Annotated in this window: 15 protein-coding genes and 1 tRNA gene; 7 read left to right on the plus strand and 9 right to left on the minus strand. The window is 50.9% G+C overall.

The features are described 5' to 3' along the window. The first annotated feature begins 1 nt into the window (after window position 1). The gene (locus tag BH714_RS17050; protein WP_040018499.1) at window positions 2-1,621 is read left to right on the plus strand and encodes a glycoside hydrolase family 43 protein; all 1,620 of its coding nucleotides are present in this window, start codon (window positions 2-4) and stop codon (window positions 1,619-1,621) included. A gap of 4 nt (window positions 1,622-1,625) precedes the next feature. Here the strand turns inward: BH714_RS17050 and xynR are convergent, their stop codons facing one another. The 3 genes from xynR to argL all read right to left on the minus strand — a co-directional run bounded on the left by xynR (window position 1,626) and on the right by argL (window position 3,566). Further along, window positions 1,626-2,384, minus strand: a complete 759-nt coding sequence (gene xynR / locus BH714_RS17055) for a DNA-binding transcriptional repressor XynR (protein ID WP_025205733.1) — start codon at window positions 2,382-2,384, stop codon at window positions 1,626-1,628. Between the two features lie 133 nt (window positions 2,385-2,517). Continuing rightward, a complete protein-coding gene (argF, locus tag BH714_RS17060) occupies window positions 2,518-3,522 on the minus strand; it encodes an ornithine carbamoyltransferase (RefSeq protein WP_040018500.1) in 1,005 nt (334 codons plus the stop codon). Beyond that, a complete protein-coding gene (argL, locus tag BH714_RS24360) occupies window positions 3,492-3,566 on the minus strand; it encodes a putative translational regulatory protein ArgL (RefSeq protein WP_223399268.1) in 75 nt (24 codons plus the stop codon). Before argL ends, argF begins: the two co-directional genes overlap by 31 nt. 120 nt (window positions 3,567-3,686) lie before the next feature. Between argL and rraB the strand changes: the two genes are divergently transcribed. The 5 genes from rraB (at window position 3,687) to BH714_RS17085 (ending at window position 7,332) form a co-directional block, all read left to right on the plus strand. Continuing rightward, window positions 3,687-4,112, plus strand: a complete 426-nt coding sequence (rraB, locus tag BH714_RS17065) for a ribonuclease E inhibitor RraB (protein WP_014168417.1) — start codon at window positions 3,687-3,689, stop codon at window positions 4,110-4,112. Window positions 4,113-4,158: 46 nt separating this feature from the next. Continuing rightward, window positions 4,159-4,917, plus strand: coding sequence for a tRNA isopentenyl-2-thiomethyl-A-37 hydroxylase MiaE (gene miaE / locus BH714_RS17070; protein ID WP_032679529.1), 759 nt, complete (start codon window positions 4,159-4,161; stop codon window positions 4,915-4,917). A 30-nt stretch (window positions 4,918-4,947) separates the two neighbouring features. Next, window positions 4,948-5,676: a hypothetical protein gene (locus BH714_RS17075; RefSeq protein ID WP_040018502.1), complete on the plus strand. Its 729-nt coding sequence runs from the start codon at window positions 4,948-4,950 to the stop codon at window positions 5,674-5,676. 104 nt (window positions 5,677-5,780) lie between these two features. Further along, a tRNA-Leu gene (locus BH714_RS17080) sits at window positions 5,781-5,865 on the plus strand. Between the two features lie 198 nt (window positions 5,866-6,063). After that, a complete protein-coding gene (locus tag BH714_RS17085; protein ID WP_032681830.1) occupies window positions 6,064-7,332 on the plus strand; it encodes a tyrosine-type recombinase/integrase in 1,269 nt (422 codons plus the stop codon). Window positions 7,333-7,575: 243 nt separating this feature from the next. Here BH714_RS17085 and BH714_RS17090 read toward each other — a convergent pair whose 3' ends face one another. The 6 genes from BH714_RS17090 to BH714_RS24515 form a co-directional block, all read right to left on the minus strand. Beyond that, on the minus strand, window positions 7,576-8,418 hold the full coding sequence (locus tag BH714_RS17090; RefSeq protein ID WP_032681828.1) for a hypothetical protein: 843 nt from the start codon (window positions 8,416-8,418) through the stop codon (window positions 7,576-7,578). Between the two features lie 85 nt (window positions 8,419-8,503). After that, window positions 8,504-11,635 carry a type I restriction endonuclease subunit R gene (locus BH714_RS17095; RefSeq protein WP_032681827.1) on the minus strand — a complete coding sequence of 1,044 codons (3,132 nt, stop codon included), beginning with the start codon at window positions 11,633-11,635 and terminating at the stop codon, window positions 8,504-8,506. Then, window positions 11,635-12,981 carry a restriction endonuclease subunit S gene (locus BH714_RS17100; protein WP_050594885.1) on the minus strand — a complete coding sequence of 449 codons (1,347 nt, stop codon included), beginning with the start codon at window positions 12,979-12,981 and terminating at the stop codon, window positions 11,635-11,637. The genes BH714_RS17095 and BH714_RS17100 overlap by 1 nt, the downstream gene beginning before the upstream one ends. Continuing rightward, window positions 12,971-14,680, minus strand: coding sequence for a class I SAM-dependent DNA methyltransferase (locus tag BH714_RS17105; protein WP_040018504.1), 1,710 nt, complete (start codon window positions 14,678-14,680; stop codon window positions 12,971-12,973). The genes BH714_RS17100 and BH714_RS17105 overlap by 11 nt, the downstream gene beginning before the upstream one ends. Window positions 14,681-14,911: 231 nt before the next feature. After that, window positions 14,912-15,745: an HNH endonuclease gene (locus tag BH714_RS23795; RefSeq protein WP_071993115.1), complete on the minus strand. Its 834-nt coding sequence runs from the start codon at window positions 15,743-15,745 to the stop codon at window positions 14,912-14,914. 293 nt (window positions 15,746-16,038) lie between these two features. Further along, window positions 16,039-16,239 carry a PDDEXK family nuclease gene (locus BH714_RS24515; RefSeq protein ID WP_208599395.1) on the minus strand — a complete coding sequence of 67 codons (201 nt, stop codon included), beginning with the start codon at window positions 16,237-16,239 and terminating at the stop codon, window positions 16,039-16,041. Window positions 16,240-16,252: 13 nt separating this feature from the next. Here BH714_RS24515 and BH714_RS17115 point away from each other — a divergent pair, with 13 nt between their 5' ends. Further along, on the plus strand, window positions 16,253-17,077 hold the full coding sequence (locus BH714_RS17115) for a DUF4917 family protein (RefSeq protein WP_236918380.1): 825 nt from the start codon (window positions 16,253-16,255) through the stop codon (window positions 17,075-17,077). Window positions 17,078-17,254: the final 177 nt, after the last annotated feature.

Below are 17,254 nucleotides of genomic sequence, written 5' to 3' on the forward strand. Positions count from 1 at the left end.
CATGACAACGATAACAAACCCGATCCTCACCGGCTTCAACCCGGATCCGTCCCTGTGCCGTCAGGGGGAGGATTACTACATCGCCACCTCGACGTTTGAATGGTTTCCGGGCGTGCGCATCTACCACTCCCGCGACATGAAGAACTGGTCGCTGGTCAGCACGCCGCTGGACAGGGTGTCGATGCTGGACATGAAGGGCAACCCGGACTCCGGCGGCATCTGGGCGCCGTGCCTGAGCTACGCCGATGGCCAATTCTGGCTGCTGTACACCGACGTGAAAATTGTCGATTCGCCGTGGAAAAATGGCCGTAACTTCCTCGTCACTGCGCCCTCCATCGAGGGGCCGTGGAGCGAACCGATCCCGATGGGCAACGGAGGGTTTGACCCGTCGCTGTTCCACGACGACGATGGCCGTAAATACTATCTCTACCGCCCGTGGGGGCCGCGCCATCACAGCAATCCGCATAACACCATCGTGATGCAGGAGTTTGACCCGCAGACCGGCACCCTTTCGCCCGAGCGCAAAACCCTGTTTACCGGCACGCCGCTCTGCTACACCGAAGGGGCGCACCTTTATCGTAAAGAGGGCTGGTACTACCTGATGGTCGCCGAAGGCGGCACCAGCTATGAACACGCGGTGGTGGTGCTGCGCTCAAAAACGCTCGACGGGCCGTACGAATTGCATCCGGACGTGACGATGATGACCAGCTGGCATCTGCCGGAGAACCCGCTGCAGAAGAGCGGCCACGGCTCGCTGCTGCAGACCCACACCGGGGAGTGGTATATGGCCTACCTCACCAGCCGACCGCTGCGCCTGCCGGGTATACCGCTGCTGGCCTCGGGCGGGCGCGGCTACTGCCCGCTGGGACGCGAGACCGGCATTGCGCGCATCGAATGGCGCGACGGCTGGCCGTACGTTGAAGGCGGCAAACACGCGCAGCTGACCGTCCCCGGCCCGCAGATAGCGGAGCAGCCCGCCGCCTCCCGGGACCGCTGGCGGGAGGATTTCGACGGCAGCACGCTTGACCCGGAGCTGCAGACCCTGCGCATTCCGTTCGACGACACCCTCGGCTCGCTCAGCGTGCGCCCGGGGTATTTGCGGCTTTACGGCAACGACTCGCTTAACTCGACCTTTACCCAGTCGACCGTGGCACGCCGCTGGCAGCACTTCGCCTTCCGGGCAGAGACGCGCATGCAGTTCTCGCCGGTTCACTTCCAGCAGAGCGCCGGGCTGACCTGCTACTACAACAGTAAAAACTGGAGCTACTGCTTTGTGGACTACGAGGAGGGGCAGGGCAGAACGATCAAAGTGATCCAGCTTGACCACAACGTGCCGTCGTGGCCGCTGCATGAACAGCCGATCCCGGTACCGGACAGCGCAGAGAGCATCTGGTTACGGGTTGACGTCGACACCCTGGTTTACCGCTACAGCTACTCGTTTGACGGTGAGGCGTGGCACACCGTGCCGGTGACGTATGAAGCGTGGAAACTGTCGGATGACTACATCGGCGGCCGCGGCTTCTTTACCGGCGCGTTTGTCGGCCTGCACTGCGAAGACATCAGCGGTGACGGCTGCCACGCTGACTTTGATTACTTCACCTACGAACCGGCCGCGAAATAGCGGCTCAGGCCGGGTAACCCAGCGCGCGTGAGAGCTGGAGCCCGGCCTGCTGAAGCTGCTCGCGGAAGCTGGCCAGTTCGGCGTCATCCACCCGCGACGTCAGCGTCGACAGACTCAGGGCGGCAATCACGCGGGATTCATGGTTCCACACCGGTACCGCCACGCAGCGCACGCCCTGCTCGTTCTCTTCGCGGTCGAAGGCATAACCCTGCTCGCGGGTCTTGGCGAGGGCCTCCAGCAACGCGTCGCGGGAGGCAAGGGTGGAAGGGGTATAAGTGGTGTACTGATAGCCCTCAAGCAGGGCGTTCAGCTCGGCCTCGCCAAGCCAGGCAATCAACACCTTGCCGATGGCGGTGGCGTGAACCGGCAGCCGACGACCAATGCGCGAATAGGCGATAGCCGCCAGCTTGCCTTCAATCTTCTCGATATAAACGCCTTCACGACCGTCCAGGATCCCCAGATGGGTGGTCTGCCCGGTACGCTGCGACAGCTCCGTCAGCCAGCCTTTCGCCTTCTGGCGAATATCGATTGAGCCCACCACAAAATGGCCGCGCTCAACCAGCTTCATGCCGAGGCGATATTTACCGTTTTCCGGATTCTGATCGATATAGCCGTGAAGCTGCAGGGTTTTCAGCAGCGAGTGGAGGGTACTTTTGCTCAGCCCCATCAGTTTGCTGATGTCGGTGATCTTAAGCTCGGTGGCCTGCTCGTTAAACAGGTCGAGGATCTGCAACGCACGTTCAACAGACTGAATAATCGGCATAATGCTGGTATGTCCACGCAGGAATTAAGGCGAAAACGTACCTTTTTCAGGCGGAAAAATCAATGAAGTGGCGCCGGTTTACGCCCTCTCCCGGTGGAAGAGGGCCGGGGTGAGGGCACAAGACTACAGAGGATCACTCCCCAAGCGTTGCCACCATCACCGCCTTAATGGTATGCATCCGGTTTTCTGCCTGGTCAAACACAATGCTCGCCGCCGATTCAAACACCTCGTCCGTCACTTCCATTCCGCCGTGCAGATCGAACTCTTTCGCCATCTGCTTACCCAGCGTGGTCTGGTCGTCATGGAACGCCGGCAGACAGTGCAGGAACTTCACGCCCGGGTTACCGGTCAGCGCCATCATCTGCGCGTTCACCTGATACCCGCGCAACAGGGCAATCCGCTCGGCCCACTTCTCTTTGGCCTCGCCCATCGACACCCACACATCGGTATAGATGAAGTCCGCCCCTTTCACGCCGGCCGCGACCTCTTCCGTCAGGGTGATCTTCCCGCCATTCTTCTCCGCCAGCGCGCTGCACTCCGCCACCAGGCGCTCTTCCGGCCAGCAGGCTTTCGGTGCCACCAGACGCAGATCCAGCCCGGTTAACGCTGCCGCTTCCAGCATCGAGTTACCCATGTTGTTACGCGCATCGCCCGCATAAACCAGCGTCATCTCGTTAAACGCTTTGCCCGGCAGGTGCTCCTGCATGGTCAGCAGGTCCGCCAGCAATTGCGTTGGGTGGAACTCGTTGGTCAGCCCGTTCCACACCGGCACGCCCGCATACTGCGCCAGCGTTTCGACCACGTCCTGACCGTGACCGCGATACTGAATGCCATCGTACATCCGCCCGAGTACCCGCGCGGTGTCCTTAATTGATTCTTTATGCCCAATCTGGCTGCCGCTCGGCCCTAAATACGTGACGCGCGCGCCCTGGTCAAATGCGGCAACTTCGAAAGAGCATCGTGTACGGGTTGAGTCTTTTTCGAAGATGAGCGCGATGTTTTTGCCAGTAAGCTTTTGTACTTCCTTACCCTTTTTTTTATCGGCTTTAAGCTGAGCGGCAAGGGTCAGCAGGGAATTGAGCTGTGCAGGGGTAAAATCGAGCAATTTCAGAAAGTGTTTCTTGTACAGATCAGACATTTTATCCTCACATGGCAAACGCCACTTATTGAATTAAAATTCACTTTATATGTCTAATTATTCATTTGCAACCCCGTTTCACAAATCTTTCCAACAAAGGTGGAGGCAAACCCGTCCGTGTGTGAAAATAGAAGTATCTGCCGCACTTTAAAGAGGAATGAGCCATGGCAAACCCGGAACACCTGGAAGAGCAACGCGAAGAGACGCGCCTGATTATCGAAGAACTGCTGGAAGACGGTAGCGATCCGGACGCGCTGTACACCATCGAGCACCATTTCTCTGCTGACGATTTCGACGCGCTGGAAAAACTGGCGGTAGAAGCTTTCAAACTGGGTTACGAAGTGACCGAGCCGGAAGAGCTGGAAGTGGAAGAGGGCGACACCGTCATCTGCTGCGATATTCTGAGCGAAGGTGCACTGAAAGCTGAACTGATCGACGCTCAGGTCGAACAGCTGATGAACCTGGCCGAGAAGTTTGAAGTGGAATACGACGGCTGGGGAACCTACTTCGAAGATCCGAACGGTGAAGACGGCGAAGAAGGCGACGACGAAGATTTCATCGACGAAGACGACGACGGCGTGCGTCACTAAGCGTTTCAGGCGGTGGCGCGTGCCACCGCTTTTTCAAGGCAGAACCATGGATTACCCGCAGATACTCGCCCCCGTTCTTACCTTCCTCCAGTGCCCGACCCCACCAGCATGGATTGATCACGCCCGCGACCCGGCGAACCTGCCGCTGCTGCTCACCGACCACATGGTGTGCGAGCTCAAGGCCGCCCAGACCGCGCTGCTGCTGGTGCGCAAATACGTCGCCGATGAAAGCGGTGCCGACGCGCTGCTCGACTGGCTCAGACCCTACGAAGCGTTCACCTTCCGCGAAGGCCCGGAACCGGATTTTGTGGCCCTGCACAAGCAGATTGGCAAAAGCGTCATGCCCAAAACCGACGACCCGTGGGGCCAGGCGCTTATCGACAGCATGGTGCTGCTGATCAAAGAAGAGCTGCACCACTTCTGGCAGGTGCGCGAGGCGATGCTGGCGCGCGACATTCCGTACGTCAAAATCACCGCCAGCCGCTACGCCAAAGGGATGCTGAAAGCGGTGCGCACGCACGAACCGCTGACGCTTATCGACAAGCTCATCTGCGGTGCCTACATCGAAGCCCGCTCCTGCGAGCGTTTCGCCGCGCTGGCCCCGTTCCTCGACGACGACCTGCAGAAGTTCTATCTCTCGCTGCTGCGCTCGGAAGCGCGCCACTATCAGGACTACCTGACGCTTGCCCAACAGGTGAGCGACGACGATATCTCACCGCGCATACAGCTTTTTGGCGAAATTGAAGCCACACTTATCTCGACACCGGACAATGAGTTTCGCTTTCACAGCGGCGTGCCGGTGTAAACCGGCATAGCGAAAAGAAAAGGATGCGAGATGAATAAAACGTGGATCCGTATAGTCGTGGTGACTCTCCTGGCCGCCGTCGTGGCGTTCTGGGTCTACTTCGACAAACAACGCCAGCACACCCCCGACCAGCAGCTTGATACCACCCTCAACGCAATGCCCGCCTGGCAGGTGATCAAAGAGCAGGAGCCTGTGCTTCATCAGCGCATTCTTGACCAGATGGCGGCCCTGCAAAAAGCCGGCGAGCCGGAACAGAAGATTATCGACACCATCCAGCCGCAGATCCTGCATCTGCAGATGTCGCGCCTGCAAAACGCGCCGGACGCTAACGTGGTGAACTATATGACGATCAACATGGAGCAGACCGCCGCCATTCAGAAGGTGAGCGACGACGCCTGTTTCCGTTTCCTCTACCCGGCGGTAAAAGGGGGCATCAACCCGATGCGCATGCTGGATAAAGACCTGATGACGCGGCGCATGCAGGCCGACGCCGACATGATGCGCGCGGCCTACGGCAAAAATCGCCACACCGTGACCCCGGAAGAACGCGAAGCCGCGGTGACGGATGTCCGCCCGATTATGAAAACGCTGGCCGATAAGTACGGCGAGGACATCCAGCTGCTGCAGATGCCGGAGAAGGCGGTGGGCAAAGAGAAGCTCTCCTGCGACATGGTGCAGGAGATGTGGGCGAAGGTGCTGGCGCTGCCAGAGCAGAAGGCGGCAGGCGTGATTCGGCTGGCGGTTTCCGAGGTAGAATGACAGGGCGCTGGTTTTTTGGGCACTTAGCGTAGGTTTAGCGCGTCGCCGCTTGCATGGCGGCGCGCGACAGGTATAATCCACAACGTTTCCGCATCCCCTTCAGTGCCGAAGTGGCGAAATCGGTAGACGCAGTTGATTCAAAATCAACCGTAGAAATACGTGCCGGTTCGAGTCCGGCCTTCGGCACCATCGGAACATCAATAGACGTCAACGGACGTCTTTTTTTGTGCCCGAAATCCAGTATCCGCAAGGCTTTCCTCGCTTTTTCACTCAACCTAAGTCAACCTGATTCAATCTACATCAACTAACTGATGCGGGTACAACTGCGGGTATATCGCGGTTCGATAATGTTTGTACCCACACAGAACCCTTGAAAGGATACTCATCATGGCTCTGAGTGATGTGAAGGTTCGTTCGGCTAAGCCTGAAGCAAAAGCCTATAAACTGACTGACGGTGAAGGCATGGTTCTGCTGGTTCACCCTAACGGTTCTAAATACTGGCGGCTTCGTTATCGCTTTGGCGGTAAAGAGAAGATGCTGGCGCTGGGGAAATACCCTGAAGTCTCACTGGCGGATGCCAGGGCACGCCGGGATGAAGCCCGCAAACTATTAGCTAATGGCGTCGATCCTAGTGAGAACAAGAAAGCCGTTAAGGTAGAGCTGGAGCAAGAGGCGATAACGTTTGAAGTGGTCGCCAGAGACTGGCATGCCAGCAATCAAAAGTGGTCGGCATCGCATAGCGCTCGTGTATTGAAAAGCTTGGAAGACAATTTATTTGCTTCAGTTGGGAAGCGAAATATCAAAGATATTGGTACTCGTGACTTACTGGTCCCAATTAAAGCAGTGGAAAAGTCAGGACGCCTTGAAGTGGCTGCGCGTCTTCAACAGCGAACAACGGCAATAATGCGCTTTGCGGTACAGAACGGCTTAATTGATTACAATCCTGCACAAGAGATCACTGGTGCGATCGCAACAGCTAAACGAAAGCATCGCGCTGCGCTAGATCTCAATCGCATTCCTGAGTTACTCCATCGCATTGATAACTACACCGGCAGACCATTAACGCGGTTAGCTGTGGATTTGACGTTACTGGTTTTCATCCGTTCGAGCGAGTTACGTTTTGCTCGCTGGACAGAAGTGGATTTTGAAACGGCTATGTGGACGATTCCGGGCGAGCGTGAGCCACTGGAAGGAGTTAAGCATTCTCAACGTGGTTCGAAGATGCGTACTCCACATCTTGTTCCTTTGTCGCGACAAGCTCTCGCTATCTTGCAAAAGATCAAAAGCATGAGTGGAAACCGTGAGCTGATCTTTGTGGGCGATCACGATCCGCGTAAACCTATGAGTGAAAACACGGTGAACAAGGCGCTGAGAGTGATGGGTTATGACACGAAAACGGAAGTATGTGGGCATGGTTTCAGGACGATGGCGTGTAGCTCGTTGATCGAGTCGGGATTATGGTCGAGGGATGCGGTAGAGCGGCAGATGAGTCACCAAGAGCGTAGCTCTGTGCGAGCAGCTTACATCCACAAGGCGGAGCATCTGGGAGAGCGCAGGTTAATGCTGCAGTGGTGGGCGGATTATCTGGATGCGAATCGGGAGAAGGGGATTACGCCGTTTGACTATGCGAAAATTAATCGGGGTAATGGTGGATAAATAGTTGGGCTGAAGTGGGAAGCATCTCTGGTTGCAGCAATTGACTGCAATATATGTATTAGCTCAAACTTAGCCTAACAACTTTATATGTTGAAACCAGTAAAACCTGACTGTCAGGTTTGTGTAAAAAACAGGAATACGGTATGCATGCTTACTTAGAGGGGCCTGAAGTAATAGGGAGCTCACAGCTTGTTGTGAGCTCAGCTTCGTATTCACGATATATGGTGTTTGTTAAGATTGCTATTATTTTAGAGGCCATATCTTTCTGGTTTTTAAGAAACTATCGTCAACAGTGTAACTATAAAAATGTTCATTCAGACCAAAAAAACCTTCGATATTATATTTATAGCAAGCGATCTGAGAAAGCTCAGATAAAATTGTTGCAAGCCATCGAGCGATAGTTAGAGAATAGTATCTTCCCCACTTTTGTACGATAACGTTTTGGCCAGTACGTGTTGAGGAAGACTTAACATCTTGCATAATATTTCCGGTCTCATCTGTATGCAATACCATTGTAAAACGTGACATCATAGCATCGATTAATTCAGCATCCCCTTCAACACGTCTTTGAGCAGTTGTACCGTAATAATGTTTTTCTAGTATGCACTCAGCTACTTCTCCCCACCACTTGTTAATAGGTTCATCACTGGTTAAAGAGGGGTTACCTAATGAAGCAAAATTTGCATACCTACCTCTCCGAGCATCAGCAAATGAATCTAAACATTCAAGTATCTTGTGAGGAATTTTTCCTGTAGGCATTTTATATTCAAGTAATAGTTCCATTTTTTTGGAAATATTCTCAACCTCATTGGTCAAGTCGATTAGTTTGTGTCCAAATTTTCTCACAACTTTCTCATCAGGCATTCTTCCTTGGTTCTCAATAGCATAATGCGCAACCAATATTAACTTTGAAAGCCTTTCTAACCCAACTGAAAGTCCAAAGAACGCAGTGTAATATTCTCCCATCTTGTCAGCGTAATTGGCCCTACCTATAGCTGTTGCACCTGATCCAATGAGATTACAGACTAATGATGCTTCTCGGCCTAGAGCATGCCATTCAGGTACTTCCCATGGGTTTCTACTCACTTTGCTATTTTCCTTTTATAATCAACTGAGATTTTTTTGAGACTAAAATTCACCGTAATCCTCGGCGGATAGAACTCATCAGTTGCTATACCGTCCAATGATTCGAGATAACCTCAGCCTGTTTTAAAATCAGCTCCACCGTACCCGGTGTTTTATCCGGCGGATACTTATATTTGCGTAGTGTCTGGCGCACCAGAATACGTAACCTCGCACGCACGCTTTCTCGTACCTGCCAGTCTACAGTTGTGGATTGACGCAATTTTAACGTGACTTCGATAGCCAGTTTCTTAAGGACATCATCACCCAGCTCTCGTACCGCGCTTTCGTTTTCCGCCAGTGCATCGTAGAACGCAATTTCGTCCGGGTTTAGCCCCAGCGCTTCATCACGCGCCATCGCTTCCTGGAACGCTTTCGCCATCTGGATAAGCTCTTCAATCACCTGCGCGGTTTCAATCGCCCGGTTATTGTATTTCAGCAAAACGGCTTTCAGGCGGTCAGAGTATTTTTTCTGCTGCACCACGTTATTACCAGAACGAGCATGGATGCCGTCATTTAGCAGTTTTTCCAGCAGTTCCACCGCCAGATTACGCTGTGGCATTTCCCGCACTTCTTCCAGGAACTCATCCGACAGCAGCCCAATATTGGGTTTATCTAACCCCGCCAGAGCAAACACATCCTCAACGCCGGTTGCAACAACGGCGTTATCGAGAATCTTGCTCAACAGGGAGTTTTTTTCTGACTGGCTAAATTTTGCCTTCGGATCAAGTTTGATAAGCCCCACTCTGACGGCAGAAAGAAACGCGAACTCCTCCTGTAAGGGCTCAGCTTCATCAAGGGTGTTACAGAGCGACCAGGCTTTGCTCATCGCCAGTGAAACGTCGAGGTAGCGTTTTTTACCGTCATCCAGACCCAAAATGTAGTTCACGGCATCGCGTAAAAATGCTAATGGATCGCGAGAAAAGCCTTCGTAGCTAAAGCCGGGTTTTCCTGCTGAGGGTGCGAACATCCCATGAATGACATCGATTTTTTCCAACAGAATGGCTAAGGCTTCCCGCGCATCTACCGTGGTCTGCCCTTTCCCTTTCGAGTCAGTGTACGTTTTCAGAGCCTGCTTCAGCTCGTTGGCAATGCCAATGTAATCCACCACCAGCCCGCCGGGTTTATCCCGGAACACGCGGTTAACGCGCGCAATGGCCTGCATCAGGTTATGGCCGCGCATCGGTTTATCGATATACATGGTGTGGCAACACGGCGCATCAAACCCGGTCAGCCACATATCGCGGACAATCACCAACTTCAGCGGATCGTTCAAATCTTTAAAACGGGCTTCAAGACGCTTTTTGGTCTGCTTGTTGTATATATGCGGCTGGAGATGGTCTTTATCAGATGCCGAGCCCGTCATGATGACTTTGATGGCACCTTGTTCGACATCTGTACTGTGCCAGTCCGGACGGATTGCGACGATGGCATCATAGAGCTTCACACAGATATCACGGCTCATGGCGACAATCATCGCTTTACCGTTCATGGCCGCGTTGCGCGTTTCAAAATGCTGAACCAGATCCGCAGCTACCTGTTTGATACGTGGCTCAGATCCCACCAGTTTTTCCAGACGGCTCCAGTCACCTTTGGTTTTCTCTTGCTGGTCCGTCTCTTCATCTTCCACCAGCTCATCTACCTGGTCGGAGAGCGTTTCCAGTTCCTCATGATTCAGATCGAGTTTTGCCAGACGGGATTCGTAGTAGATAGGTACTGTCGCGCCATCATCCACCGCATCCTGAATGTCGTATATCGAGACGTAATCACCGAACACGGCACGGGTATCTTTATCTTCCGAGGCAATCGGCGTGCCGGTAAAGCCCATAAACGACGCATTCGGCAGCGCATCGCGCATGTGCTTAGCGTAGCCGTATTTATAGGCGCCAGTTTGCCTGTCCAGCGTGGCGCTCAGGCCATACTGGCTACGGTGCGCTTCATCAGAAATCACCACGATATTGCTGCGTTGGTTGAGCGCCGGATGACTCTGCTCTCCGTCCAGCGGCGCAAACTTCTGCACGGTGGTAAAGATGATGCCGCCGGATTCACGAGCATTAAGCAGCTCGCGCAATTCATCGCGATCGTTGGCCTGTAATGGCGTCTGCTTGAGTAAATCCTGTGCCTGGCAGAAGGTGGCGTATAACTGTCCGTCGAGATCGTTACGATCCGTCACCATCACAATCGTCGGGTTGTTCATCTCCGCCTGTTGCAGCAGTTTCCCGGCATAGCAGCACATGGAGATACTTTTGCCGGAACCCTGGGTATGCCAGACGACCCCCGCTTTTTTACTACCGGGCTGAATATTGCTGTGCAACGGCAGGTGTTTACCGGTCGAGGCCACAATCGTTGCCGTCACCGCTTCACGCACTGCATGGAACTGGTGATAGGCGGCAATCTTCTTAATCAACCGTTTGCCGTCATTCTCAAACAGGACAAAATAGCGGATATAATCGAGCAATAATTCACGGTTAAAGAAGCCCTGCACCACAGTTTTAAGTTGCCAGTCAAACTGCGGTTTGTCGTTTTCGTTCGCCACGGTTTTCCACGGCAGAAAGCGCTCTTCATCCGCCGTGAGAGAGCCAACGCGCGCGTTCTGCCCATCGCTCACCACCAGCGCTTCGTTGCAAATAAATAGATCGCTGAGTTCGTTTTTATAGGTCTGTAACTGGTTAAACGCCGCCCAGATATCGGCATTAGCATCAATGGGGCTTTTTAGTTCGATCACCGCCACCGGCAGGCCGTTGATATAGCCAATGACATCCGGGCGACGTACCTGCTTTATTCCCTGAATGGCGACCTGGTTCACCACCATAAAGCGGTTGTTATCTGGATGGTTGAAATCCATTAACAGCGCGTTATCGTGAATCACCTTGCCTTCATGCTTATATTCAACGGGTACGCCATTGAGCAGCAGGTGATGAAAGGCTTTATTGCTGACGACCAGATCCGGGCTGTGCGCATGGGCGATACGCTGTATCACCTCTTCCAGCACGGAAACAGGGAGATGGGGGTTGATGGTTTGTAGCTGTTCCAGCATGACCGGGCGCAGAAACACATCGTGAAATGAGGCTCGTAACGGGTTATCACCATCCGGTGCGATATCCGGCCCGTGTAGCACATCCCAGCCCTGTTCAGCAAACCATTGCAGGCATTGCTGTTCTAAATCGTCTTCGCTTAGCATCAGGCTTCCTCGCTGATTATTTGTTCTGCTTCCGGCAGGGTAATTTCACCCGAGAGAAGTTTGGGGAGAAGGGTGTCTCGGAGCGACTCTAGGCACATATTTTGAGCTAAATGAACACCAATCTGTTCGTAGATACTGGTTAGTATTTTCTCTAGTCTTTGCCATAGCGCCGTTATAGGTGCCACAATAACCAACCTCATTATGTCTTTAGGATAAACATGAGGTTGGGCTGCACCTTGTTGCATATGGGTAATTTCTTTTTGTCTAGTTTTAAGTAAAGTATAAAAACAATATACAAATTGTGTTTGGGTTTTATTTATATATGAACAGTCCGAAGCCCAAATATCACAATGATATAAATTAACAAAACCAGCATTGGCTCCTGAAGCGCTTATGGTTATTACAGGGCCAGTAACATTACATTTACTATGGTAGTAAGCTGGTGCCAAACCTCCAGCAACGACAGGAATATCACCCTCCGCTATAGTTTTTTTTGTTATATTTTTTCCTTTCTTGGGTTCAAGGACTGCCCCTAGAGTTTCTGATACCCATCCCATCGGAATCTCCCCCAGCTCACTGTCCTGCATCGCTGATGGAAACAGCTCTGCCGTGGCTTTTAACTCGGCATATTGCTCAGGGTGTTCACGCTCAAAAACCACCAACGCATCAGAATCTTTCCCGGAAATCACCGTCATGGCGGCGAGCGTCGCGTCTTCCTGCGAACCACCCGCTTCCAGCACCGCGATTTTGGCTTTTATCGGTTCAAAATCGACAAACCAGCTTTTGAACAGGGCTTGTGCCATTTGTTCGAGGGTTTGGTTGATTTTTTTGTTGCTAATTATTTTAGCATCCAAAGAGGATAAAATATTGCTAATTTTTTTCTGATGTTCAAGTTTGGGAGCATGAAACTCAATTCTTTCGAACAATGACTTTTTTAAAATTGGAGTTCTTGTCGCTGTTGCACCGAGATTGAATATCTCCGTTCTTTTCTCACTAAGTGTATAGTATAAAAAATCCACATCAATCAAATCACCATTTGGAATAATTGTATTGATTTGTTGGTTTGTAACGGCTGTATTTCTGACAATTGCGGCCTTTCCCATTTGCCATCCAATGCAAGAAACAACTATCCCACATTCAAATTTCTGTTTTGCAAGTTTAGCTTCCCCCACATCAGATAAGGTTCTTTGGGTTAGTTCAATGTATTTGTTATCTCCCATATCTGTTGGGGTAACAAAGAGTACTTCACCACCAAAGTATTTATCTAAGGTTCCAGGAGGCGTTTTCCCTGTAATAACTTTCTTTGACACGTCAGCGATAGTATATTTTTTCCACTCAAAACTCATAACCCAGCCCCCCCAGATTCGCCTTAATCTGTGCTTCCAGGTTCGCGCTCTCTTCCAACTGATCTTTCAGTTGCGCCGTCAGTCGTGCCATCTTCTCGGCAAAGGGCTCATCATCTTCGTCCTGCTCGGCAGCACCGACATAGCGCCCTGGGGTCAGGACAAAGTCATTTTTCTTTATATCTTCCAGCGTTGCGGCGAAGCAGAATCCCGCTTCATCTTCATAGTCTTTATCCGTCTGCCATGCATGGAAGGTATCAGCAATTCTGGCGATATCCTCGCGGGTAAAGTCACGCAGCACGCGGTCTTTCATATAGCCAATCTGACGCGCGTCGATAAACAACACTTCGCCTTTACGGTGTGCTTTGCCATTGCCACCGGATTTATCTTTGGTCAGGAACCAGATACAGGCAGGGATTTGGGTGTTGGTAAACAGTTGCCCAGGCAGCGCCACCATACATTCCACCAGATCCGCTTCAATCAGGTTGCGGCGGATTTCGCCTTCGTTGTTGGTGTTGGAACTCATCGAACCGTTCGCCAGCAGCAGCGCCATCGAGCCTTTTGGCGTGAGGTGGTGGATCATGTGCTGCATCCACGCAAAGTTGGCGTTGCCCTGCGGCGGTGTTCCATATTTCCAGCGCACGTCTTTTTCCAGCTTCGCGTTCCACCACTCCTTCATGTTGAACGGCGGGTTTGCCATCACGAAGTCAGCGCGCAGATCCGGATGCTGATCGTCCAGCAGGGTATCGGCGTTTTTGCTGCCGAAGTTAAAGTCGATACCCCGGATCGCCATATTCATTGCCGCCAGCTTCCAGGTGGTCGGGTTCGACTCCTGGCCGTAAACAGAGATATTGCGCTTCTGCTCGGCGGCATTGTACTGCTTCTCGCCCGCGTGCTCTTCAATAAAGCGGTCGCTGGAAACAAAGAACCCGCCGGAACCCATCGCCGGGTCATACACGCGCCCGTTGTAAGGTTGCAGCATTTCAACAATCAGGGTGACGATACTTTTTGGCGTGTAATACTGGCCGCCCTGCTTACCTTCCGCCAGTGCGAACTGACCGAGGAAATATTCGTATACATGGCCAAGAATATCTTTGCTCTTTAAACTCAGCTTCTCACCGTTATATTCCGGGTTGCTGAAGTTGGCATCAGAGAAGGTGTTAATCAGCCCGGTCAGTACCTCATTGCCCAACTGGTACTGGCTAATGCGGTTCAGGATGCCTTTCAGTTTCGGGTTAGTTTTTTCGATTTCATCCAGCGCGTTGTCCACCAGCCAGGAGACGGAGCGCAGCTTCACATCCTGCCCGGTGGTTTCATCCACCCACAGCACTGTACCGGTCGGCAAAATCGCTTTCGTTTTCAGCGTATCCCAGCGTGCGGCTTTCGGCACCCAGAAGATGTTCTTCTCGGTGTAGTAATCCTCGACTTCCAGTTCATCAACAATCGCCTGCGCGTAATCTTCGTCGGAGTCGTAATCATCGCGCGACATGGCGTAGATGTTGTCCGGGTTGCCGACATCGCGGAACAATGTGATCAGTTCTTGCTGGCGAGCCTCAAAAGCATCGGAGACATACTTCAGAAAGATAAGCCCTAACACTACATGCTTGTAGTTGGCGGCATCCATGTTGGCGCGCAGCTTGTCAGCCGCCTTCCAGAATTTGTTATCCAGCTCGTTTAGGAATAGCTGTTCAGCGTTGTTCATGAAAATCCTCGGGGTAGTTCGTAGCGAAAAGCAGCCATGCTTTATCGCAAATTCAGTTTTGGAATGCAGTTCGCAAAATGATACCCGGAACGAAGGCGATTACAAACGACACGGCTTCAAGAAGTTTGCTTTTGCAGGGTAAAAAAGAGGAAACTAGATCACCGTCTCGCTTGCTTATTCTTAAAGAAATGGGACGTTGCCCGTCTGCAAGCCACTTAGAAAAGAACCCCCTCACTTCTGCAATCTATCTGTATTAATGTAAAGCATCTCGACTAGTTCTTTCGCATTTTGACTGTAGTGCAAGGCCCTATGGCAATTGGGACAAAGTGCAACGCAGTTGCTTGTGGTATCAGCACCTCCTGAAGATAGAGGTATCACGTGATGTACTTCCAGGTATGGGCTACCATCGTTTAAATAAAACGGTGCCTTTGCACCACAGTTTTCACAAACACCCTTACTTTGCTGCAAGATCCAAGCTTTCACCGCAGGATCTCTAACATAGACCTTTTGAAGTCGCTCTACCGCGCCTGGTACTTTATATCCTTTGGGCTTACTCAGAGGTTTTTTTATTAATTTGCTAACTCTTGTATTCAGAACGTTCTCATCATCTGTAGGTTGCAAGAGATCTGATGATTCTCCATGTATTATTGGTTTCCAAAATTCGCCACTGTTGACTTTAGGAACACTTATCATTATTCGTTTGGTCCTGTTACCAGAAGGAACTTCTTTTCTACCTGTGCTACTGAAATGAGCTTGATAACTACACATTTCTTGGCGAATATCTCGAGGGCTATTACCTACTAGAGAAAAGTATTCACCTGGATGGATTTTTCTTTCAGCTATGGACGGCATATGCTTTCTAGCTGTCGATGAGGCAAGATATACAACGACATTATCTACATCGGAATTGATCAGTCGCTCAATGATACAATCGAGGGCAATATTGTAGTCTTTGTTTCTGTGTGCTGGTCCCCAAGACTCAAGGATTAGGCCATAAACCCCATCTTCTTCATCTACTGTGCACTCTGCGTTCAGTTCAGTACCGTTTTTATCAAAAACAAGCATTATAATGATCTTATGTGAGGGTTTTCTATAAAACTACTATCTATCTATATAAATACGCAACGTTTTATTAAAATTTGTCCGGTCCATCATTCTTTTAAGAACGTTTTCATTTTTTCCAAAAGGATATCTGTTTCTTTAAGTTCGCACTCCCAAACCACCAACTTCTGCCAACCCATTTCATGTAGTTTTGATAAATGCAAAGTATCTCTGACTTTGTTTTTCCCCAACCTAACAAACCAGTATTCCTGGTTTGACTTTGGCATACGATTTCGCTGACATCCCTCATGACCATGTCAAAAACAGCCATGCACGAAGATAACTTTACGCTTTCCCCAAAACACTAAATCTGGCTTGCCCGGCAATCGCGGATCGCATAAACGATAACGAAATCCAGCATGATAGACGAGACGTCTAACGATTCTTTCTGAATTGCTATCTCTCCCCTTAACCTTGGACATAACATAGCTTCGTTTAGCAGGAGAAACCGTATCCATCGTAAACCTCGCTATGTTATGTCGTCGCTTAAATGCGCTTTCGCATCGAAAGCGTCTTCGGCTAAAAACACCAGCCAGTAACAATACCCGTACCCATGAGGCGTACGTCCGGATACGTGAATGCCTTATTCAGGCTGTACGAGATGTGCATCCTGAGCATGATGAAGTTGATGAACAACTGCCATATATTTACGAGTTTCTGAAAAGATTCAATAAGGTTATTTCGCTTAACTATGATCTGATCGTTTACTGGACAATGACATATGGTTTAGATATCAACGATCATCATCGATTTAAGGACTGCTTTCTTGCCAGAGGTCGTTTTGAGCAGGATTGGCAACGGTTAAGAGGAATGCTTGGAAATGAACAATCTAACACGCTTGTTTTTTACCCACATGGCAGCCTCATATTGTGTCGAAATCGTATCGAACAGGAGAGTAAAATTCATATTCAGAATGCGGGCTTACTTGAATCGATTCTGAAACGTTGGCAAAGCGAGGAGGTCGTTCCGCTGTTTGTGAGCGAAGGAACGCATGAACAAAAAGTAAACTCTATTCAGAGCAGTTTCTATCTTTCAACGGTTTACCGGGAAGTTCTCGTCGAACAGTGTGAAAATCTTGTGATTCTAGGCTGGGGCATAGGCGAACATGATGTACATCTGCTAAAACGAATGGCTGGAGCGGGCATAAAGCGAGTCGCGGTATCCGTTTTCAGAAAAGACCAGGCGTATTGCAATAGAGCCAATCAATTAATCAAAGATAATCTTGGGCAAAATATTCTGATAGAGTTTTTTGACAGTGAAAGTCCGAGCTGCTGGAATAAGCCACCCGAAATTTGATGCAGGGACCCTAACCCTAACTAGCAACGACGTAGCGACATGGCTAAAGTGGCGCGTTACTAGACTGTGTTCCTTATATAGATTTAAGTAGATTAAAATTATTATTTTTCAACTGGATATTTCAAACATTCGTTATGAGCATCTCGACATGGAATAGGAGCTGATTTTGTAAGTATC

The organism is Enterobacter ludwigii (genome assembly GCF_001750725.1).
GTDB classification, from domain to species: Bacteria; Pseudomonadota; Gammaproteobacteria; order Enterobacterales; family Enterobacteriaceae; genus Enterobacter; species Enterobacter ludwigii.